This window comes from Acidocella aromatica, assembly GCF_014201825.1.
GTDB lineage: Bacteria > Pseudomonadota > Alphaproteobacteria > Acetobacterales > Acetobacteraceae > Acidocella > Acidocella aromatica.
Genome location: NZ_JACHFJ010000010.1, coordinates 1 through 19,893, shown reverse-complemented (window position 1 = coordinate 19,893; position 19,893 = coordinate 1). Strand labels below are relative to the sequence as shown.

Here is a 19,893-nt window from a genome sequence, read left to right as displayed (position 1 = left end):
AGGCCGCGCAAGATCCGTGTCGATCTCAAGCTGATCGCCGATCTGGTGGCGCCGGGTTCGCGCGTGCTGGATATCGGCTGCGCCGACGGCACGCTTATCGACCATCTGTACCGTGAGAAGGGCTGCGACGCGCGCGGCATCGAGCTGGATATGCAAGAGGTGCAGCGCGCCGTGGCGCATGGCATGCCGGTGATGCAGGGCGACGCGGATACCGAGCTTGTTACCTATCCTGACGGCGCGTTTGACTATGTCATCCTCTCGCGCACGCTGCAGGCGGTGGAGAAGCCGCGCGAGGTTCTGGCCCAGATGCTGCGCATCGGCACGCATGCCATCGTCAGCTTTCCGAATTTCGGGCATTGGACGCTGCGGCTGCAATTGCTGCTGAATGGCCGCATGCCGATGACCGCGGGTTGGAACCGCATGTGGTACGAAACGCCGAATATCCACCCCTGCACGATCAGCGATTTCTTCGCCTTGTGCGACAAGGATGGCTATATCGTCGAGGATTGGCTGGCGGCGGATGAGGAGGGGGCGCGCACGCCGTGGCGGCGTTCACGCAAGCTGGCGAATTTGTTTGGCGAGCAGGGGCTGTTTTTGCTGCGTAAAGCTTAAGGCGAGCCCGGCGAGCAGCAGCAGCGGGGTAATCAGCGCGCCGGTATACGCGAAGAGTTTCGGCGCGAAGGCGGGCAGTACCCATAACCAAGCCAGGGCGGCGTTGCGCCAGGGCGTCTCCCGCCGCGCCAAGGTGGGCAACAGCACGGCGTAGATCGCCAGATCGTCGGTAAAGCCATAAGGGCTGGCAAGCAGCGTGCAGAATGTCGTGGCGGCAAGCGGGACTTCGCCCTCCCGCCAGTGCCGCCAGACCAGCAATACGCACGCAGCGGAGACGAGGCCCTGCCCGAGATAAGCGGCGGCAACGCCCAAATGCAGTCCACGCAGCAGCCAGAACACCGAGCTGCCCATGGCCTGATAGCCCTGCGCCGAGGGGGGCTGGGTTAGCAGCGCATGCATGGCGGTGTGACCGGGGCCGAGATAGGCGGTGAACATCGCGCCGCCCCCTAGCGCCCAGCCGAGCCCGAGCAGCGCCACAACGCCCACAGCCCCCGCGGCCACGGCCCGCCATTGCCGCGCCGCCAGCACCGCCACCGGCACCAGCAGCGCGTATTGCGGTTTGATTGCCAGCAGCGACAATGCCGCGCCGCTCAGCACAGGCTGCGTCCGCAGCCGGGAGAGGCTGAACACGAGCAGCGCGCCGCAGAGCAGCCCGAACTGGCCGAGATAGAGGTTCCACATGGCGGGGAAGGAGATTAGCCCGGCGCCGATGCACCAGCCTGGGATCCCGGCCCGGCGCAGAAGCGCGGCGGAGGTCAGCAGCAATAACAGCGATACGAGGTAATAGCCCGCCGCCAGCGGCAAAACGGAGATGAGCGAGGCTGGGAGCAGGATGGTGGGCGGGTAGACAAAGGGCCACCAGCCGGTCTTGTAGGGCAGAAGCTGTGCGGCCAGAGCGGCGTAGAGCGCATGGTCGTAGAGAAGCCCCGCCTGGCCATGCCGCGCGAAGATGCCCGCCAGCCAGAACATGGAGTAATCGCAATAGCCGGTGGTGCAGAATGGGTCGGCAAAGCCCAGCCCGTGGCGCAGATACAACCACAGCCGCCAGCCTTGCGCCCAGAGCCCCAGCAGAAACAACCCGCTCCCCGCCAACATCGCCAGGGCGGTGGCGGCCCAGGCCAGGCGGTGGCTCATGGCCTCGCCGCGCCGATCAGCGACGCGGTATAGTCATCGCCGGGGTTGGCGATCAGCTTGGCGGTTTCCGCCAGCTCGACGATCTGGCCCTCCTTCAGCACCGCGATGCGGTCCGCCATGTAGCTGACCACCGCGAAATCATGGCTGATGAGGAGGTAGGAGAGCCCGTGCTGTGCCGCGAGGTCTTTTAGCAGGTTCAGAAGCATCGCCTGGGTGGAGACATCCAGCGCCGAGGTTGGCTCGTCCAGCACGATCAGCTCGGGGTTTGCCGCCAGTGCGCGCGCGATGGCCACGCGCTGCGCTTGCCCGCCCGAGAGCGTGGCGGGGAGCCGTGTTGCCATGTCAGGGCTCAGGCCCACGCTGGTGAGCAGCTCCGCCACGCGGGCTGTGGTGTCGTTTTCGCCTTGCAGCGCCAGCGGCTCGGCGATGACCTCACTCACGCGCATGCGCGGGTTCATGGATTCACGCGGGTCCTGGAACACCACTTGCAGCCTGCGCCGGGCGTCCCGTTTCGCCGCGCCCCGTAATACACTGAAATCCTGACCGTTCAGCATGACCTGCCCGCCATAGGGCTGCATCTGCAAAATCGCCCGGCCCAGAGAGGATTTGCCCGAGCCGCTGGCGCCGACAATGCCCAGGCACTCGCCGCGCCCGAGGCTGAAGCTGACATCCGAAAGCGCAAGACGGTTGGAATACCGCACGGTGAGGGAGCGCGCCTCAAGCTGGAGCGGGAAACTTCTGCCGCTGGGCGGTGCCGCGCTGGCTTCGGCTTGGTGCGTAGTGGTGCCGAGCGGGTAAAGGCAGGCGGTTTCCGTATCGCCTGCGCACGAGGATGGGGGATAGTCCGGCCAGCAATTGGGCTGGACATAGCCGCAGCGCGGAGCGAAGCGGCAGCCCGGCGGGCGGGTTTCGGGCTCCGGCAGCGCGCCGGGGATGGTTTGCAGCCGCGCTGTTCCCAGCCTGGGCACCGCACCGAGCAGCGCCTCGCTATATGGGTGGCGGGGCTGGATGAAGAAATTTTTTGCTGGGCCCCACTCCACGCTGCGCCCGGCATAGAGCACATGAATGGCATCGGCATGGTCGCGCACCACCGAGAGATCATGCGTGACGAACAGCACCGCCATGTTGCGCTCCCGCCGCAGCCGCGCGATCAGCGCCATGATCTGCGTCGCCACCAGCGGGTCCAGCCCTGTGGTCGGTTCGTCGGCGATAAGCAGTTGCGGCGAGCAGGCCAGCGCCAAGGCGATCATCACGCGCTGGCGCTGGCCACCGGAAAACTGGTGCGGGTAGTCGTCCAGCCGCGCGGCAGGGGTGGGGATGCCGACCTCCCCCAGCAGCTCCAGCGCCCGTGCTCTGGCGGCCCTGGCGGAGCCGCCCTCATGCACGCGCCAGGCTTCGCCGACCTGCGCCGCCACGGTCTGGGTGGGGTTGAGCGCCGCGAGCGTGTTCTGGAACACCATGCCGATGCGCTTACCCCGCACGCGGCGCATTTCGGCCTCGCTGGCCTGGGCCAGATCCTGCCCGCCGAGCCGTATCTCTCCCGTAAGCTCCGCTCCGGGCGGCAGAAGTCGCATGATGGAGAGCGCGGCAATGGTCTTGCCCGAGCCGCTCTCGCCCACCAGACACAGCATCTCGCCGGGGGCTACGGTAAGGCTGAAGTGGTCAAGAACGGAAACCTTGCCCGCTCCTCCGCGCGGCAGGGCCACGTTGAGGTTGCGTATCTCCAGTACCGGACTCACCGCCCGCCCCCCCAGCGGCGCAGCAGCCCCTGCCCGGTGAGCGAGGCGGCGAGCAGCGAGCCGAACACCAGCAAGCCGGGCGGCAGGATCAGCCACCACGGGTCGAGCGCGATGATGTTGAGCGCGGATTCCAGCAGGCTGCCCCAGCTCACCTTGGGCGGCTGCACGCCCAGGCCAAGAAAGCTTAGCGCCGAGAGCGCGAAGATCGTGTCGCCCACCATGAAGGTGCCGTTCACCACCAACACCGGGGCGATAACCCGCAGCAGATGCACTCGCGCCAGATAGAACCGCCCCGCCCCAGCCTGTTCTGCGGCGAGGATGAAATCCCGCCCGCGTTGGGCCAGAGTTTCGTTGCGCACCAGCCGGGCGAGGCCGGGCCAGGAGATGAAGCCGAGCAGTAGGATGAGGCTGGTATTGTTCAGTGTGATCAGCGAGGCGAAGAACAGCAGCACGATCAGGCTGGGCAGGGCCAGGAATACGTCCAGCAGGCGCATCAGGATTTTGTCCAGCCATGCCGGGGCAAGGCCCGCGAGCAGCCCGTAGGCGAGGCCGGTGGCGAAGGCCAGCGCCGCGGCGGGCAGCGCCACCACCAGCGTGGCGAAGCCGCCCGAGAGCACCAGGGCCAGATTGTCCCGCCCCAGCTCGTCCGTGCCCAGGGGAAGGGCGAGGCTGGGGGCTTGCAGCACATAGGCTGGGTGAATGGCGTAGGGGTCGGCTGGGTAAAGGAATGGCGCGATGAAGCCGAGGAACAGGATGATCCCGCCCAGCGCCAGCCCAACGGCGAAATTGCCGCGCGGCCTATTCATAACTCGCCCTCGGGTCGAGCAGCCCGTTTACGATGTCGGCCAGCAGATTGCCGATGACCGTGAGCAGCCCGATGACCAGCACGATGGCGATCAGCACCGGGTAGTCCTGCGACAAGGCCGAGCGCCACATCAGCCAGCCGAGGCCAGGATAGTTGAAGACGGATTCAACAATGACGCCGCCGGTGAAGATATACGGGAAGGACAGCCCCAGCATGGTGACGAGCGGGCGCAGCGCGTTGCGCAGCACATGCGCGAGCAGAATGCGTGTGAACCCCACCCCCTTGGCCTGGGCGGTGCGCACGTAATCCTTGCCTAGCTCCTCATGCACAGCCTCGCCAAAATAGCGCGAGAGCGGCGAGACGGTGAGCAACGTGACGGTGATAACGGGCAGCACCAGATGCGCGGCATAGGCGCCAAGGCTCGGGTGTTCGGCGCGGAGATTGGTGATGCCGCTGGCGGGCAGCCACCCTGCCTGCACGGAAAACCACAGCACCAGCATGGCGGCGACGAAGAAGGGCGGCGCGGCGTAAAAGCCAAGCTGGAACGCGCCGATCAGCTTCGCCTGCCAGCGGTTGAAATACACGCCCTGGATCAGCCCCAGCAAAATCGCCAGGACGGTGCTGAGGAAAATGGCGATCGAGTAGAAGATCAGCGTGTTGCGTTCATAGCCCCAGAGCAGCGCGCTGACGGGCCGGTTGAGCAGATAGGAATAGCCGAGCTGCCCCTGCGCCAGATGCCACCACCAGATGCCATATTGCTTCAGCAAGGGCTGATCCAGCCCCAGCCGCGCATTTACCTGCGCCACGGAGGCCAGCGTCGCCTTCTGGCCCAATATGGAATAAGCGGGCCCGCCCGGCGTGAGATGCGCCATGAAGAAGACCAACGTGACCAGGATGAACACCGAGAGGCAGGAGGACGCGGCGCGGCGCAGGACCATGCCCATCATGGCGCGGCGCTTTCGGTGCAGTACAGCGCGTCAGGGTAATAATTGTAGGCGGGGTCAACGAAGTTCTCCACGCCTTGGACCCGCGCGCGGGCCAGGATGGAGGTGCTGCCCACGGGCATGAAGATCACCGGCTGCTGTTCGCTGGCATAGGTGGCGTAGTCGTAAAGCCCTTGCAGGCCGGGCTTGTCGGTACTTTCGGCGATGAGCTGGTCCATTTTCGGGTCGGAATAACCGCCCGCATTGGCGAAGGCCCCGGTGCCGAAGAGTTCCTCACCGCTGGGGTAAACGCCCACGGTCTCGCCGAGGCCCGCGGCTTCCCAGTCGCTATGTGGGTTATTCAGCAGTGCCACGAGCTGGTTGAACTCGATCTGCCGCACTTTCACCTCGATGCCGATTTTGGCGAGATAGGATTGCAGCATCACGGTCGTCTGCGCGCTCACCGCTCCGCCCGAGAGGCTGAGATAGGTGAAGGACAGCCGCACGCCGTTTTTTTGCATGATGCCGTCAGGGCCACGGGTAAATCCGGCCTCTTGCAGCAGGGCCAAGGCTTTTTGCGGATCGTACTCCACCGGATACTGCCCCGCCCGCATCGCGGGCGGCAGATAGGTGGGCGGGTTTGGTGGCACGGGGGAGCGGATTTCCTCGCCCTGGCCATGGTCGATGAGCGCGATCATTTCCTGCTGGTCGATGGCGTCGGCCATGGCCTGGCGCACGCGTACATCGCGGAAGAAGGCAACATCCGTGTTGCGCAGGTTCAGTTGGATCTCGTGGAAGCTCAAACCTGGTGGCAGGTTGATGAGCCGGATGCCGGGCAGGTTCTGTACCGCTTTCCACAAATCCATCGGCGCGTTGGCGAGGTCGAGATCGCCCGACTCCACCTGCTGCAAGGCGGCCCCATCGCCTTCCACGAATTTCCACACCAGCCGGGAGAAATGCAGAGGCGGGCCTTCCCAATTCGGGTTGGGGGTCATGATCAGGTCCAGCCCGATATCCAGCCGCTCGGGGCGCAGCGGGCCGTCCACCACCTGGAAGAAGCCTGGCTGGCTCTGGTTCTGGAAGATTTCGTCCAGCGTGTACTTGCTCCAGGCGTGCTTGGGCAGCGGCAGCAGCAGGGCAAGGCCGTTGAAGATATACCATTGCGGGTTCACCGGATGTTTCAGCACCACGCGGAACTCGCTGGGGCTGATGACGGTGAAGGATTGCACGATATCCGGCATGCCGCCCGCGCCATAACCCGCGTAGCTGGGGCCGAGCGACTTGATCAGGCTGAAGGTGTAGGCCACGTCCTCGGTGGTGACGGGCACGCCGTCCGACCAGTGCCAGGGTCGGAGTTTTACGTCGTAGGTCTGGCCGTTATCGGGCGTGGTGATGGAGCTGGCGAGGCTGCGCGACCAGTCGATTTGCAGCGTCCGGCCGCTGACCCAGATCAGCCCCTGGAACATCATGCCCGCCGCGGCGGTGTTGTAGAGCGAGTTGGCGAGCAACGGGTTGAATGAGGTGATGTCCGCCCCGCCGGAGATGCCGATGCCGGTGGGGATGACGATGGTGCCGCACTCCTGCGCGGCAGCGGGCGCGGCGGAACACGCCAGCCCGCAGGCCAGCGCGAGCGCGCGCAGCCGCTTCACACCAGCGCCGTGCCGGGGGCGTGCCAGTTGAGCGAGCCGATCTTGTGGCAGACCGGGCAGACCGGCGCCCATTCCGGCTGCGCATGGTGGCAGGAGTCGCAGATCCAGGCGAAGCGGGAAGGTTGGGCGGGCTTGCCTGCGAGTTGGTCGAGAATGGCTTGGGCTCGGCCGTCATTGCCCCCGGCATCGAGCGCCGCCTGGGCGTGGCGCTTGGCCTCGCCGGTCAGCTCGGCGTCCAGATCCGTGCGGGCCAGCAGCAGTTCGGATTCCACATGGCTCGGATTGGCGGCGGCGAGCTCGGGAGCTTCCTTCGCGCGGTCCAGCGGGCGCGCCTCGGGCAGCGACCATGCCTCGGCGATGAGCGGGTGCGGGGCGGCCTGCCATCCGGCGTACAGTGCCTTCTTCGCCGCACGGGTCTTGCCCAGGGCGCGCAACGCCGTGGCCAGCGCCACCACAGCCGGGGCGAGTTGCGGGTCAGCCTTCACCGCCTGTTTGGCGAAATTGAGCGCCTGGGCAGGATCGGTGGCGTTCCGCGCCGCCGCCGTGGCCAGTGCGGCGATCTCGTGCCTTTCCCGCGTCAGCCCCGAAGCGGTGGCGTAATCCTGTTCGTGCAGCGCCAGTTCCAGCCGCTGCGCCCTTGTCCATGCCGAGCCGGGATACGCCGCCTCCGCCGCCTGGGCGTGCTGGCGCGCGGCCTCGTGGTCCTGTGCTGCCAAGCTCTCGCGCAGTAGGCCCCGGTGACCGAGGAATTTCAGCTCCTTGTGCTGGGTCAGCTTCTCGAACGCGGTCTTGGCCTGTGCGGCGTCACCGGCCAGACGTGCGGCCTCGGCGCTCAGCATCAGGGCGAGCGGGGTCTCCCCCAGAAACTTTAGTGCCTTTGCGGCCTCAGCCTTGGCGGCCTGGGCGTCTTCCGCCGCCAGAGCGGCCAGCCCGCGCAGGGTCGCGGCTTCGCCCGCCGCCGCCCGCTTGCCCGCGCGCCAGCCGCCAAGCTGCCCAGGAACGCGGCGTATGCCGCCCAACACGCGCAGCAGCACCGTGAGCAGAACGGCGATGATGAACAGCAGCAATATCGCCGCAGGGGTGGAGGTGGTGACCGCGTAAGGCCCGGCATGGGCCGTGACCGTGCCGGGCAGGCCACCCACCCACCAGGCCAGCGCCAGCAGCGCCGCGGCCAGGAGCATGAATTTCACCGCGCGCAACATGGCGTCAGGTTCCCTGTGCCATGGTCATCAGTGCGGCGCGGGCGTCGAGCAGCGCCTTGGCTTGGGCAAGCCATCCGGCCATCGCGGCCTGGGATGCCGGGCTTAGCGCCTGCAGCTTGGCTACGGCCCCGGCGAGATCTCCCGCCGCCAGCGCGGTTTCGGCCTGGTTCAGCAGGGCGGCGGCGGGCGGGCCGAACAGCACGGTGTCGCCGTTGCTGATGGTGATGATGCCTTCCAGCCGCAGCTTCACTTGATCCCAGAACCCCACCTTGCCGTTGGGAGAAAGGCTCGCGGCTTCGGCCGCCTTGGCAGCCGCGGGGAAGCTCTGGCGCAAGGCGGCTTCGGTCGGCGGGGCGCTGGTGGAGAATTGGCCCAGGGCGTCCGGCGCGTTCGGGATGGTCCCCAGCGGCAGCCCGGCATCGAGCGCCATGCGTGCCGTCTCCAGCGCGTTGAGCAGCGCGATGCGCGTGGTGAGCTGGCCGAGATCGGTGGCATTGGCCTGCATCTGGCTGATCTGGCCGTGGTCGGCGGCTTCCTGCGTTTGCATGGCGTTCACCTGCGCGGCGAGGGCGGCGTATTTCTGCGCGAGGTCCGCCTGAGCCACCACGCTGTTCGGCGCAGGGGCGGTGCGGGAGGCTTCGGTGCGCATGTCGTCCATTTGCGTGCGCAGTACGGCGAGTTGCGTGGCGTCGGCCTGATGGCCCTGCTGGTTGTACCAGAGATAGCCCTCGCCCGCGCCAAGGACCAGGAAGCCCAGAGTGAACACAACCGGCCAAGCCGAGCGCGGGGGGCGCGGGGCGACCGGCGTGCTCGGCGCCGGGGCGGGCACCGGGGGCGTGGTCTCGGTTGGTGTCTCTTTTGGGGTTGCGCTCGTTGTTTCTGTTTCGCTCATGCCAGTAACGCCATCAGATCCGCTTCCGTTGGCGCCACTGCGGCACGGATTTGCGCCCAGGGCAAGTCTTGTAACGCAACCGCGACCGTTTCGCTCAGGGCGTAGGCGGTCATTTTGGCGGTGCCGGGCGGGTTAAGCCGTGCAAAGGCGCGGGCGGTTTCCGCCGAATAGAACAGTGCGCCGGGGATTTTTCCGGCCGCCAGAGCCGTTGTCACATCCTCGGGCAGATGCCGTGCGGGGGTGACGGCATAGACCTTGCGGCGCAGTACCGGGATGCCAGCCTCGCGCAGTTTTTTGGCCAAAACCAGCCCATGCCGCTCGCCCACCGCCAGCAGATGCAGCCCCGGCACATGCCGTGCCGCCACCAGCCGGGCGAGGTCATCGGCATTGCCGGAGGCGCTTTCCACGCGGGTGAACCCGGCCTGGCGCATTTTGGCGGCGGTGGCGTCGCCCACGCAGAAGGCGGGGATGTTGCGCAGCGTAGCGGGCAGGGCGGGAATGGCCTGCCCACTGGTGATGACCAGCGCCGCCGGGTGTTCCGGCAGGCGCGGCGTGGTGGCGCGGATGGTGAGGCAGGGCAGAACCACCGGCTCATACCCCATGGCCGCCAAGCGCGCCGCCGTGGCGCTTGCGCCCGGCTCCGGCCTGGTGACCAGCAGCTTCATGGCAGGAAGATATCCGACGGGCTGTCGGCCTTCAGCTCGTTGCCCAACTCGCGGCCCAGGGCCTCGGCGTCCTTCGCGGCGCCGATGGCGGTGCGCTTGAGCAGGAAGCTGCCATCCTCCCGCGCCACAAGGCCGGTGAGGTGCAGGCTGCCATCCTCCAGCAGCCGGGCGTAACCGCCGATGGGCGTGCGGCAGGAGCCGTCCAGCGCGTTCAGCAGCGCGCGTTCGGCGGTGGAGACGGCCTTCGCCTCCGGATCCTCGATGCCCGAGAGCAGCGAGAGCAGCTCGGTATCGGTCTCGCGCACCGTGATGCCGACGATGCCCTGGCAGGCGGAGGGGACCATCTGTTCCGGGCTCAGCACCACGCTGGCCTTATCGGCCAGACCCAGGCGGCGCAGCCCGGCATAGGCCAGCAGCGTGGCGTCCAACTCGCCGGATTCCACCTTGCCCAGGCGTGTGCCGACATTGCCACGCAGCAGAGAGAAGTTGAGGTCCGGCCGCGCGTATTTCAGCTGTGCCTGACGGCGCACGCTGGCCGAGCCGACGCGCGCGCCCTGGGGCAGCGCGCCATACGGGTCGGCGGGGTCTATCGCGGCGCCGGGGGGCAGGATCAGCACGTCCCGCGCATCCTCGCGCTTGAGCGTGCAGGCGAGCGCGATGCCCGGCGGCAGCACGGTCTCCAGGTCCTTCAGGCTGTGGACCGCGAAGTCGATCCGCCCTTCGGCCAGGGATTCGTGGATTTCCTTGGCGAACAGCCCCTTGCCGCCGATCTCGGCCAGCGGCCGGTTCTGCACCGCGTCACCCGTGGTGACGATGATGTGTTCCTCGAACACCTCCATGCCGCGCAGCACCGGGCAGAACTGCTTGAGCAGGGCGAGGAACGTCGCCGTCTGCTGCCGGGCCAGGGGTGAGCCGCGCGTGCCGACCTTGAGGGGCAGGTTGCGGGAGTGGGGCTTCACGTTGGGTGTTACGGTTTTCACGCGGCTGGTCTAGAGCGTGTGGCATGGAAAGAAAAGGTGAGGCCAAACTTGAACACATGGCACATAGTCCGCTGCCGCGTGGGCCGGTGCTGGGCATAGAAAGCTCCTGCGACGAGACCGCCGCCGCCATCGTGGCGCCGGACGGGCGCATCCTGGCCGAGCGTGTGTACAGCCAGATCGCGGATCATGCGGCTTTTGGCGGCGTGGTGCCGGAGATTGCGGCGCGGGCGCATCTGGCGGCGCTGGGCGCGATGGTGAAGGACGCGTTGCGCGAGGCGGGGTTGGGGTTTGGCGACTTGGCTGCGATTGCGGGTACGGCGGGGCCGGGGCTGATCGGCGGGCTGCTGGTGGGAACCGGCTATGCAAAGGGCGTGGCCATCGCTGCGGGCAAGACTTATCTCGCCATCAATCATCTTGAGGCGCATGCGCTGACCGCGCGCCTGCCGGGGCTGGCGCCGGTGCGGCCTGCGTTTCCGTATTTGCTGCTGCTGCTCTCGGGCGGGCATAGCCAATGCGTGGCGGTGGAGGGCGTGGGAAGCTACCGGCTGCTCGGCTCCACGCTGGACGACGCGGTGGGCGAGGCCTTCGACAAGACGGCCAAGCTGCTCGGCCTGCCTTACCCCGGTGGTCCGTCTCTGGAGGCCATCGCGCAGGAAGGCGATGCGCGGGCCGTGCCGCTGCCGCGCCCGATGCTCCACCGCGAGGGCTGCGATTTCTCCTTCTCCGGCCTGAAGACCGCCGTGGCGCAGCTGGTGGCCGCCGAGCCGCCAGGGGCGCTGGCCCGCGCCCGTGCCGCGGACATTGCCGCCAGCTTTCAGGCGGCGGTGACGGATATTCTTGGCGACCGGCTGGACCATGCGCTGAAGCTCTGCCCGGATGCCTCGGCCATCATCATCGCGGGTGGTGTGGCAGCCAATACCGCCATCCGCACCCGTTTGGCCGCAGTGGCGGAGAAGGAGGGCAAGCCGCTTATCGCCCCGCCGCTGCGCTTGTGTACCGACAATGCCGTGATGGTCGCCTGGGCGGCGCAGGAGCGTTTGGCCGTGGGCCAAGCGAGCGCGCTCAACGCCCCTTGCAAGCCGCGCTGGCCACTGGAACAGCTCTCCGCATGAACTACCGCCATATCTACCACGCCGGCAATTTTGCCGATGTGATGAAGCACGCGCTGCTGATCCCGCTGATCCGCGCCATGCAGCGCAAGGACAAGCCGTTCCTGCTGCTGGACACCCATGCCGGGATTGGCCGCTACGATGTGCGTTCCGAGCAGGCGGAAAAGACCGGCGAATGGCGCGATGGCATAGGCAAACTGCTCGACGCTCCGCCGCCCGCCTTGGCCGAATACGTGAAGCTGGTGCGGGAGCTTGGTCTTTACCCCGGCTCCCCGGCTCTCTCGGCGGCGCTGCTGCGGCCAACGGACAGGCTGATCGCCTGTGAACTGCACCCCGAGGACGCCGCCACGCTGCGCCGGAACATGCGCGGGGCGGAGACTGTGGCAGTGCATGAACGTGACGGTTACGAGGCCATTAGCGCCTTTCTGCCGCCGCCGGAGAAGCGCGCGCTGGTGCTGATCGACCCGCCTTTCGAGCGTACCGATGAGTTCGCGGCACTGGAGAAAGCCCTGCTGGTGGGATGGCGGAAATTCAAATCCGGCGTGTTCGTGGTCTGGTACCCGGTCAAGCATCGTGGCCCGGTGCGGAGTTTCTTCGAGAGCCTGAAGCTGACGCCGATTCGCGACGTTATCGCCGTGGAGTTCTTGCGCCGGCCGGATATCAATCCCTTGGGGCTGAACGGCTGTGGCCTGCTGATCGTCAACCCGCCTTACGGGTTCGAGGAAGAGGCTGCCCCCATCCTCGCCGCCTGCGAAGCGGTGCTGGGCGAGCCAGGCTGTTCGAGTGTGATCGAGAGAGTGATCAATGAGTGAATCCATTGCCGTGATCGGCGCCGGGGCCTGGGGCACGGCGCTGGCCATTCTCTTCGCGCGCGCGGGCAAGGAGGTGGCGCTCTGGGCGCGCGATGCCGCCAAGGTGGCCGAGATGGAACGCAGCCGGGAGAACCCGCGCCTGAAAGGTGTCGCGCTGCCAGAGACTCTGCGCCTGACCTCCACGATGCCGGGCGCGGATATTCTACTGCTGGCTGTGCCGATGCAGCATCTGCGCTCCATTCTCCCGGCCCTGCCGCAAAACACAGCGCCGTTGGTGCTGTGCTGCAAGGGGCTGGAGACAGGCACGCTGCTCCTGCCGCCCGAGTTGGTGGGCGGCCGCCCCGCCGCGATGCTCACGGGCCCGAATTTTGCGCATGAGGTCGCCGCCGGGTTGCCCGCCGCCGCCGTGCTGGCCATGCCGGAGGCGGAGACGCGCACACGCCTGATCGCGGCGCTGAGGACGGACACTCTACGCCTGTACGGCAGCGCCGACATTATGGGCGCAGCACTTGGCGGGGCTGCGAAGAACGTGATCGCCATCGCGGCGGGCGTGGTGATCGGCGCCGGGCTGGGGGAGAATGCGCGTGCGGCGCTCATTACCCGTGGGTTGGCCGAGATCGCCCGCTTGGCGGCGGCCCTGGGCGGCAAGGCGGAGACGGTCTCCGGTCTGTCCGGCCTGGGCGATCTGCTGCTTACCTGCACCGGGCTCAGCAGCCGCAATTTCTCGCTCGGGTTGGCGCTGGGCGAGGGGCGGAGCTTGGCCGAAATTCTCGCTAGCCGCAGCAGCGTGACGGAAGGGGTGGCCACAGCACCCGCTCTGCTGGCCCGCGCGCGCGCCGTGGGGGTGGAGATGCCAATCACCGAGGCGGTGACGCGGCTTCTGGCCGGGGAGATGAACGTGGGGCAGACCATGGCGGCGCTGATGAGCCGCGCGCTGAAGGATGAATGACCGGCGCGTCGCTGTTTTTCTCTGTTCCGCCGCGGTGTTGTTGTTGGGCATCGCTTGGCTTCGTGGCTCGGAATATGACGAAGCCTATTCGATCTTCCTGACCGCAGGCCATGCCCGCCCGGCTTGGCCTTCTGGCGTGTTCACTGCTGGCGCGGTGCGCTGGCTCTACGCCGGGGGCGCGGGTTTTTGGCGGGTAGCGCAGGATTTGCGCGCCGGGGACGTGCATCCGCCTTTATATTTTTGGGTGCTGGATGCGTGGCGGCAGGTATTCGGGCCATCATGGTTCGCGGCGCGGGCGCTTTCCGTGTTGTTCACGCTGGGTGGGCTTGCGCTGCTGGCCTGTTTGGCCGAGGCGGCGGCGATACCGGTTCTGTCCGCGCTGGCGCTTACGCTGCTCTCCTACGGATTTGCTTACACGGGCGTCGTCGCGCGCGGGTTCGCCTTGGCGCAGCTTTGCGACATTGGCGGCGTGCTGCTGTTGTTTCTGGCCACGCGGGAGCGGCGGTGGAGGGTGGCGCTGGCGGGTGGCGCGCTGTTCGGCGCGGCGAGTTTCAGCAACTACCTCGCCATTTTCACCGGAGTGGCGGCGTTGCTTTGGCTCTGCCGGGTGCGCTGGCGGCTGGTTCCGGCGGCTTTGGCCGGGCTGGTGCCGTTTTTGCTACCCGATGCCTGGTTCTTCCTCGTCCAGCGTGGCTCGCGGGCGGCGCAGTTCGTGGCGTTCAGTCCTGGCCATGCGTTGGACCTGTTGGCGAAGGATGCGGGGGCGGTGGTCTTCGGCGGGTTGCCGGTTTATGCCGGGGCGTTTGCCTTGCCTGTAACGCTGGTGTTGTTGGCGCTGATTGTGGCCGGGCTTGGCTACGTGCTTCGGCGGCGGCATGAGTGGGCGGGGCTGTTTGCGCTGCTGGCTTTGGCTACGCCGGTTGGGCTGTTGGCGCTGGGGCTGGTCTTCCACAATACGCCCATCGAGATCCGCTATCTCGGCTTTGCCACGCCCTGGCTGGCGCTGTTGCTGGCTCCGGCATTACCCCGATGGCTGCTGGCGGTGATGCTTGGCGCCCAGGCAGCGGCCATCGCCGGGCTGGCTTTTGCCGCCTCCACCATGCAGCCGCAGGGGTTGGCGGCGCGGGAGGCGGCTTCGTATCCGGGGGCGCTGGTGGTGGTGCCGCTGGGGAATGATGGCGTGGGGGTGCCGGGGCCGTTTATCGCCGCCGCGCCGGATGCCATGCGGTTGCGTCTGTTCCGCGCCGGGCCGGCATTGGATGTTCAGGGCGAGACGCAGGTGGTGCTTGTCACGCTGGGCGTGGACGGTGCCAGCCAAGCCGCCAGCGCGCAAATGCTGGACGCCATGCGGCTGGACCGTTGTTTTACCCAGGTGGCGCGGACGCCGTTAATCGCGGTTTTTGATCGCGGCTGTGCGGATCAGTAGTAGCAACGCCGCCAGTAGCTCCCCGCCATTCAGCCAGACGGAGATATTGTGCCAGAAGCTGAACCCGGCTGAATCGTTCGCCGCCTTCAGCACATCCATATGCGGCAGCAGCCAGAGCAGCGCCCAGGCGGTGATGAGGATCGTCACCCCTGGCACAGCGGCCGCCAGCACGCGGCGTTGCAGCAGCAGCCCCAGCAGCGCCAGACCAGCGCTGCCCAGCATGAAGCCGTAATACCAGGGGAAGGCGGCGCGGATGAACCCACCCGCCACCGGCAGTGGCAGATGGGTGAACACCAGCGGCGCCATCACGGCGCCGAAGAACAGCATCCCGCCCGCCAGGATTCCAAGACCAAGAACGGCCAGGATGCTGCCCCAGGCGGGCATTAGTAGCGGTACAACTCGTGCTTGAACGGCCCCTGGACCTCAAGGCCCAGATAATCCGCCTGCTTCGCCGAGAGCTTGGTCAGCGTGGCGCCAACCTTGGCGAGGTGCAGGGCGGCGACCTTCTCGTCCAGATGGCGGGGCAGCACGTACACCTTGTTCTCGTACTTACCGGCGGGCGCGGTCCACAGTTCGAGCTGCGCCAACACTTGGTTGGTGAAGCTGGCGGACATCACGTAGCTCGGGTGGCCGGTGGCGTTGCCGAGGTTCACCAGACGGCCCTCGGAGAGCACGATCAGGCGCTTGCCGTCGGGGAAGACGACCTCGTCCACCTGCGGCTTCACGTTTTCCCACTTGTAGTTGCGCAGGGACTCGATCTGAATCTCGCTGTCGAAGTGGCCGATGTTGCAGACGATGGCGCGGTGCTTCATCGCGCGCATGTGCTCGAGGGTGATGACGTCCACATTGCCGGTGGCGGTCACGAAGATGTCGCCACGCGGGGCGGCGGCTTCCATGGTCACCACCTCGTAGCCTTCCATCGCGGCCTGCAGGGCGCAGATCGGGTCGATCTCCGTCACCAGCACGCGGCAGCCGGCATTGCGCAGGCTGGCGGCGGAGCCCTTGCCGACATCGCCGAACCCGGCGACCACGGCGACCTTGCCGGCCATCATCACGTCCGTGCCACGGCGGATGCCGTCCACCAGGCTCTCACGGCAGCCGTAGAGATTGTCGAACTTCGACTTGGTGACGGAGTCGTTGACGTTGATGGCGGGCACCTTCAGCTCGCCCTTGCGCTCCATCTCCCACAGGCGATGCACGCCGGTGGTGGTTTCCTCGGAGAGGCCGCGCACATTGGCCAGCAGCTCCGGGTATTTCTGGTGCATCAGGGTGGTGGCGTCGCCGCCATCGTCCAGGATCATGTTCGGGGTCCAGCCATCCGGGCCGGTGACGGTTTGGTTGATGCACCACCAGAACTCATCCTCGGACATGCCCTTCCAGGCGAAGACCGGGATGCCCGCGGCGGCGATGGCGGCGGCGGCATGGTCCTGCGTGGAGAAGATGTTGCAGGAGGACCAGCGCACGGTGGCGCCGAGGGCCGTCAGCGTCTCGATCAGCACGGCGGTCTGGATCGTCATGTGCAGGCAGCCGACGATGCGCGCGCCCGCGAGCGGCTTGCTGGCCCCGAACTCCTCGCGCAGCGCCATCAGACCCGGCATCTCGTCCTGGGCCATCTCGATCTCCTTGCGGCCCCACTCGGCCAGGGAAATGTCCTTGACCTTGTAGTCCAGCACCGTGGCGTCAGCCATATCGCAATCCTCTCAGAGCAAAAATCTGCCCTCGCTCTTATTCTGTTGCGGCGGTGCTGCCAACACCGGGAGGTTGTTCAGGGCGGGCCGGAAGGGCCGTAAACCTGTGCGTTCAGGGGCAGGGTGGTGCCGTCCTGAAACTCAAGCGCGAGGGGGATCTGTCCGCCGACGCGCATTTTCGGGTCCATGCACATCAGGTGGTAGCCACCTTGGGAGAGGGCCAGGGTGCCGTGCGCCGGGACGGGAATGGCGGAGACGCCCATCATCATGGAGGTGCCGCTCTCATCCATGCTCTGGTGCAGCATCAGCATGGAGCAGGCGGGGGAGCTGGCGCCGGTCAGTATGGCTGGGGTGTCGCTGTTATTCGTCAGGGTGAGGTAGGCGCCTGCTGGGAGGTTGGGCAGCAGATACCGCACCCAGGCGTGTTGGGCCGTAACGCCCGGGGGGGCTCCGGCCAGGGCAAGGCCGGGCAGCGCCGCCAATGTGCCCAGCCATAAGGCCAATCGTGCTTTGTTCATGTCCGCTTCCTTGTCGTGGGGCGTGCCGCTGGTTCGGAACAAGAGATTGCCTTGTTCCGGCCGTGCGCGCAAAACGCTGGGCCATGGAATACCCCCGCTACGCCGACGCCGCCCGCGCCACTCGCCGCATGTTCATCCGCGATCTCGTGCTTGCCGCCAGTATCGGCGTGCATCCGCATGAACACGCCGCCCGCCAGCGCATCTGCATTAACCTGGACCTCAGCGTGCTGGATGACGGCGCGCAGAATTTTTCCCGCGCGGCCGTGGGCGCGGACGAGCTGTACCGGGTGGTGGATTACGAGACCATCGTGAACGATGTCCGGGCCATGGTGGCCTCCGGCCATGTGCAACTGGTGGAGACTTTGGCCGAACGTCTGGCCGAAATCTGCCTGGCTGACGAGCGCGTCCGGCAGGTCCGGGTCTGTGTGGAAAAGCTTGATGTGTTCCCCGATGCCGCCGCCGCGGGTGTTGAGATCGAGCGCCGCAATACTTAGTTTTCCACTGCCTTGATTTGCCTTGGAGTCAAGGGGTTTTGCCCTGGTTTTGATGCGCTTTCGAGTCACTGTTTTTGGAAAATTTACGAGTGAATTCAGCGTGTTAATCGCAGGTAACAAAGTTAAGGGGTAATTTATGGCCGCTTGCGGGCCTAATCCGGTTGTCCCGGCTCTTGTCGCAGTTTCCACACACTTATCCACAGGGTTATCACGATGACTGTGGATAAGCCGCAGGAGGTTGGAGTCGGGGTTATTGAGGCGGCGCTGAAGACCATGCCGGGCAACCCTGGCGTGTACCGAATGCTCGATGCCAAGGGGGCGGCGCTGTATGTCGGCAAGGCGCGGAACCTGAAGAAGCGGGTGGTTTCGTACACCCAGATTGCCCGGTTGCCGGAGCGCCTGCGCCGGATGGTGGCGGATACGGTGTCGATGGAGATCGTCACCACCCATGCCGAGGCCGAGGCGCTGCTGCTTGAGGCTAATCTTATCAAGAGATTACAGCCACGTTACAATATTCTACTTCGGGATGATAAATCCTACCCCTGGTTGATGCTGACCGAGGATCACTCTTTCCCGCAACTGGCCAAGCACCGGGGGGCGCATACGCGCAAGGCGACCTATTGGGGGCCTTTTGCCTCGGCATGGTCGGTCAACCAGACCGTGCAGGCGTTGCAGCGCGTGTTCCTGCTGCGCACCTGCGAGGACACGGTTTTCGCCAACCGGACTCGGCCCTGCCTGCTGTTTCAGATCAAACGCTGCAGTGCACCATGCGTTGGACGGGTCTCGGAGGCTGAGTACAAGGTGCTCGTGGACCAGGCAAAGGCTTTCTTATCGGGAAAGACCAGCGCGATCCAGAAGGAGCTGGCTACCGCGATGCAGGAGGCGGCGGAGCACCTGGAATTCGAGCGTGCGGCGGCGATCCGCGACCGTATCCGGGGGCTGACGCAGGTTCAGGGCACGGATGTCATCAACCCCGCCAGCCTGGGGGATGCCGATGTCATCGCCCTGCATCAGGCGGCGGGGCAGAGCTGCGTGCAGGTGTTCTTCATCCGAGGCGGGCGTAATAACGGCAATCGCAGCTTCTTCCCCGCCAATACCAAGGGGGATGAGCCGGGTGAGGTGCTGGCCGCCTTCATCGCGCAGTTCTATGATGATAAGCCGCCCCCGCCGCTGATTTTGCTGAATCACGTGCCCGAGGAGCATGAGCTGCTGGCGGAGGCGCTTTCGGTAAAGGCCGGGCGGAAGGTGGCGCTGCTGGTGCCCCAGCGGGGCGAGAAGCACGACGTGGTGATGCACGCCGCCACCAATGCGCGGGAGGCGCTGGAGCGCAAGCTGGCCGAGACCGCCGGGCAGGGCAAGCTGCTGGCGGCGGTGGGGGAGCTGTTCGGCCTGCCGGAGACGCCCAAGCGGATCGAGACCTACGACAACTCGCACATCATGGGCACCAACGCTTATGGCGTGATGGTGGTGGCCGGGCCGGAGGGATTCAACAAATCCGCCTACCGCAAATTCGGCATCAAGAGCGCCATCACCCCCGGCGACGATTTTGGCATGATGCGCGAGGTGCTGACCCGCCGCTTTGGCCGGGCCTTGGCCGAGGACCCGGACAGGGAGTCGGAGTCCTGGCCGGATCTTGTGCTGATCGATGGCGGTGCCGGGCAGCTTTCGGCGGCTAAGGCGGTGATGGCCGATCTGGGGCTGGAGGATGTGCTGTTGGTCGGCATCGCCAAGGGGCCGGACCGCGATGCCGGGCGCGAATGGTTCTACATGGAAGGCCGCGAGCCATTTCAACTGCCGCCGCGTGATCCGGTGCTGTATTTCCTCCAGCGCCTGCGCGATGAGGCGCACCGCTGCGCCATCACCACCCACCGCAATGCGCGCAGCAAGAAGATCACCACCTCGGAGCTGGATGAGATTCCCGGCATCGGGGCGGCGCGCAAGAAGGCGCTGCTGCTGCATTTCGGCTCGGCGCGGGAGGTGAAGGGCGCGGGGCTGAAGGATCTGGAGGCGGTGGACGGTATCAACCGTGCCACGGCGAGGGCGGTTTATGCCTTTTTTCATCCTGGCGTGCGTATGGATGACGATCGGTCTTAATTTGCCGTAATACCGCCATGTTGCCTTGGCTAAGAAGGCGAGGACACGCAGGGAGACTTGTTCGATGAGCCGGGAGATTTGGGCCGAACTGGATGCACAAGCGCAAGCCGCGCCGCGGATTACCGCGCTTTTCGACGCTGACCCCGCGCGTTTTGCCAAGTTTTCCGCCCGTTTTGGCGAGATGCTGCTGGATTTCTCCAAA

Annotated in this window: 19 protein-coding genes; 7 read left to right on the top strand and 12 right to left on the bottom strand. The window is 66.4% G+C overall.

Going from position 1 to position 19,893, the window contains the following annotated elements; translation table 11 throughout:
- The first annotated feature begins 12 nt into the window (after window positions 1-12).
- Window positions 13-612: a methionine biosynthesis protein MetW gene (metW, locus tag HNP71_RS10450; protein ID WP_183266956.1), complete on the top strand. Its 600-nt coding sequence runs from the start codon at window positions 13-15 to the stop codon at window positions 610-612.
- On the opposite strand, the gene HNP71_RS10445 is transcribed toward metW, so the two are convergent.
- Genes HNP71_RS10445 through hemC form a run of 9 tightly spaced genes read right to left on the bottom strand, consistent with a single transcriptional unit; the run spans window position 553 to window position 10,601 of the window.
- The gene (locus HNP71_RS10445) at window positions 553-1,746 is read right to left on the bottom strand and encodes a glycosyltransferase family 87 protein (protein WP_183266868.1); all 1,194 of its coding nucleotides are present in this window, start codon (window positions 1,744-1,746) and stop codon (window positions 553-555) included. The two genes, metW and HNP71_RS10445, sit on opposite strands and share 60 nt — an antisense overlap.
- Window positions 1,743-3,485, bottom strand: coding sequence for a dipeptide ABC transporter ATP-binding protein (locus HNP71_RS10440; protein WP_183266867.1), 1,743 nt, complete (start codon window positions 3,483-3,485; stop codon window positions 1,743-1,745). The genes HNP71_RS10445 and HNP71_RS10440 overlap by 4 nt, the downstream gene beginning before the upstream one ends.
- Window positions 3,482-4,291, bottom strand: a complete 810-nt coding sequence (locus tag HNP71_RS10435) for an ABC transporter permease (RefSeq protein WP_183266866.1) — start codon at window positions 4,289-4,291, stop codon at window positions 3,482-3,484. Before HNP71_RS10435 ends, HNP71_RS10440 begins: the two co-directional genes overlap by 4 nt.
- On the bottom strand, window positions 4,284-5,237 hold the full coding sequence (locus HNP71_RS10430; RefSeq protein WP_246344180.1) for an ABC transporter permease: 954 nt from the start codon (window positions 5,235-5,237) through the stop codon (window positions 4,284-4,286). Before HNP71_RS10430 ends, HNP71_RS10435 begins: the two co-directional genes overlap by 8 nt.
- Entirely contained in the window at window positions 5,234-6,862 is a 1,629-nt protein-coding gene (locus HNP71_RS10425; protein WP_183266865.1) for an ABC transporter substrate-binding protein, read from the bottom strand. The genes HNP71_RS10430 and HNP71_RS10425 overlap by 4 nt, the downstream gene beginning before the upstream one ends.
- Window positions 6,859-8,064, bottom strand: coding sequence for a heme biosynthesis HemY N-terminal domain-containing protein (locus HNP71_RS10420; protein ID WP_183266864.1), 1,206 nt, complete (start codon window positions 8,062-8,064; stop codon window positions 6,859-6,861). The genes HNP71_RS10425 and HNP71_RS10420 overlap by 4 nt, the downstream gene beginning before the upstream one ends.
- Window positions 8,065-8,068: 4 nt before the next feature.
- Window positions 8,069-8,956, bottom strand: a complete 888-nt coding sequence (locus HNP71_RS10415) for a hypothetical protein (RefSeq protein ID WP_183266863.1) — start codon at window positions 8,954-8,956, stop codon at window positions 8,069-8,071.
- Window positions 8,953-9,621: a uroporphyrinogen-III synthase gene (locus HNP71_RS10410; RefSeq protein WP_183266862.1), complete on the bottom strand. Its 669-nt coding sequence runs from the start codon at window positions 9,619-9,621 to the stop codon at window positions 8,953-8,955. The genes HNP71_RS10415 and HNP71_RS10410 overlap by 4 nt, the downstream gene beginning before the upstream one ends.
- Window positions 9,618-10,601, bottom strand: a complete 984-nt coding sequence (gene hemC / locus HNP71_RS10405; RefSeq protein WP_183266861.1) for a hydroxymethylbilane synthase — start codon at window positions 10,599-10,601, stop codon at window positions 9,618-9,620. The genes HNP71_RS10410 and hemC overlap by 4 nt, the downstream gene beginning before the upstream one ends.
- 56 nt (window positions 10,602-10,657) lie before the next feature.
- Between hemC and tsaD the strand changes: the two genes are divergently transcribed.
- Genes tsaD through HNP71_RS10385 form a run of 4 tightly spaced genes read left to right on the top strand, consistent with a single transcriptional unit; the run spans window position 10,658 to window position 14,897 of the window.
- On the top strand, window positions 10,658-11,713 hold the full coding sequence (gene tsaD / locus HNP71_RS10400; protein WP_246344179.1) for a tRNA (adenosine(37)-N6)-threonylcarbamoyltransferase complex transferase subunit TsaD: 1,056 nt from the start codon (window positions 10,658-10,660) through the stop codon (window positions 11,711-11,713).
- Window positions 11,710-12,522, top strand: coding sequence for a 23S rRNA (adenine(2030)-N(6))-methyltransferase RlmJ (locus HNP71_RS10395; RefSeq protein ID WP_183266859.1), 813 nt, complete (start codon window positions 11,710-11,712; stop codon window positions 12,520-12,522). Before tsaD ends, HNP71_RS10395 begins: the two co-directional genes overlap by 4 nt.
- Window positions 12,515-13,471 (top strand): NAD(P)H-dependent glycerol-3-phosphate dehydrogenase, encoded by a 957-nt coding sequence (locus HNP71_RS10390; protein ID WP_183266858.1) that lies wholly within the window; start codon window positions 12,515-12,517, stop codon window positions 13,469-13,471. Before HNP71_RS10395 ends, HNP71_RS10390 begins: the two co-directional genes overlap by 8 nt.
- Window positions 13,464-14,897: a glycosyltransferase family 39 protein gene (locus tag HNP71_RS10385; RefSeq protein WP_183266857.1), complete on the top strand. Its 1,434-nt coding sequence runs from the start codon at window positions 13,464-13,466 to the stop codon at window positions 14,895-14,897. Before HNP71_RS10390 ends, HNP71_RS10385 begins: the two co-directional genes overlap by 8 nt.
- Here the strand turns inward: HNP71_RS10385 and HNP71_RS10380 are convergent.
- From HNP71_RS10380 to HNP71_RS10370, 3 genes are all read right to left on the bottom strand, one after another.
- Complete coding sequence (locus HNP71_RS10380; RefSeq protein ID WP_183266856.1) at window positions 14,859-15,281, bottom strand: DUF4149 domain-containing protein; 423 nt, start codon at window positions 15,279-15,281, stop codon at window positions 14,859-14,861. The genes HNP71_RS10385 and HNP71_RS10380 overlap by 39 nt on opposite strands.
- Window positions 15,281-16,585, bottom strand: a complete 1,305-nt coding sequence (gene ahcY / locus HNP71_RS10375; RefSeq protein WP_183266855.1) for an adenosylhomocysteinase — start codon at window positions 16,583-16,585, stop codon at window positions 15,281-15,283. Before ahcY ends, HNP71_RS10380 begins: the two co-directional genes overlap by 1 nt.
- Before the next feature lie 77 nt (window positions 16,586-16,662).
- Window positions 16,663-17,103: a copper chaperone PCu(A)C gene (locus HNP71_RS10370; protein WP_183266854.1), complete on the bottom strand. Its 441-nt coding sequence runs from the start codon at window positions 17,101-17,103 to the stop codon at window positions 16,663-16,665.
- Between the two features lie 83 nt (window positions 17,104-17,186).
- Between HNP71_RS10370 and HNP71_RS10365 the strand changes: the two genes are divergently transcribed.
- A complete protein-coding gene (locus tag HNP71_RS10365) occupies window positions 17,187-17,597 on the top strand; it encodes a dihydroneopterin aldolase (protein WP_183266853.1) in 411 nt (136 codons plus the stop codon).
- Window positions 17,598-17,810: 213 nt separating this feature from the next.
- Window positions 17,811-19,691 carry an excinuclease ABC subunit UvrC gene (gene uvrC, locus HNP71_RS10360; RefSeq protein WP_183266852.1) on the top strand — a complete coding sequence of 627 codons (1,881 nt, stop codon included), beginning with the start codon at window positions 17,811-17,813 and terminating at the stop codon, window positions 19,689-19,691.
- Window positions 19,692-19,893 lie beyond the last annotated feature (202 nt).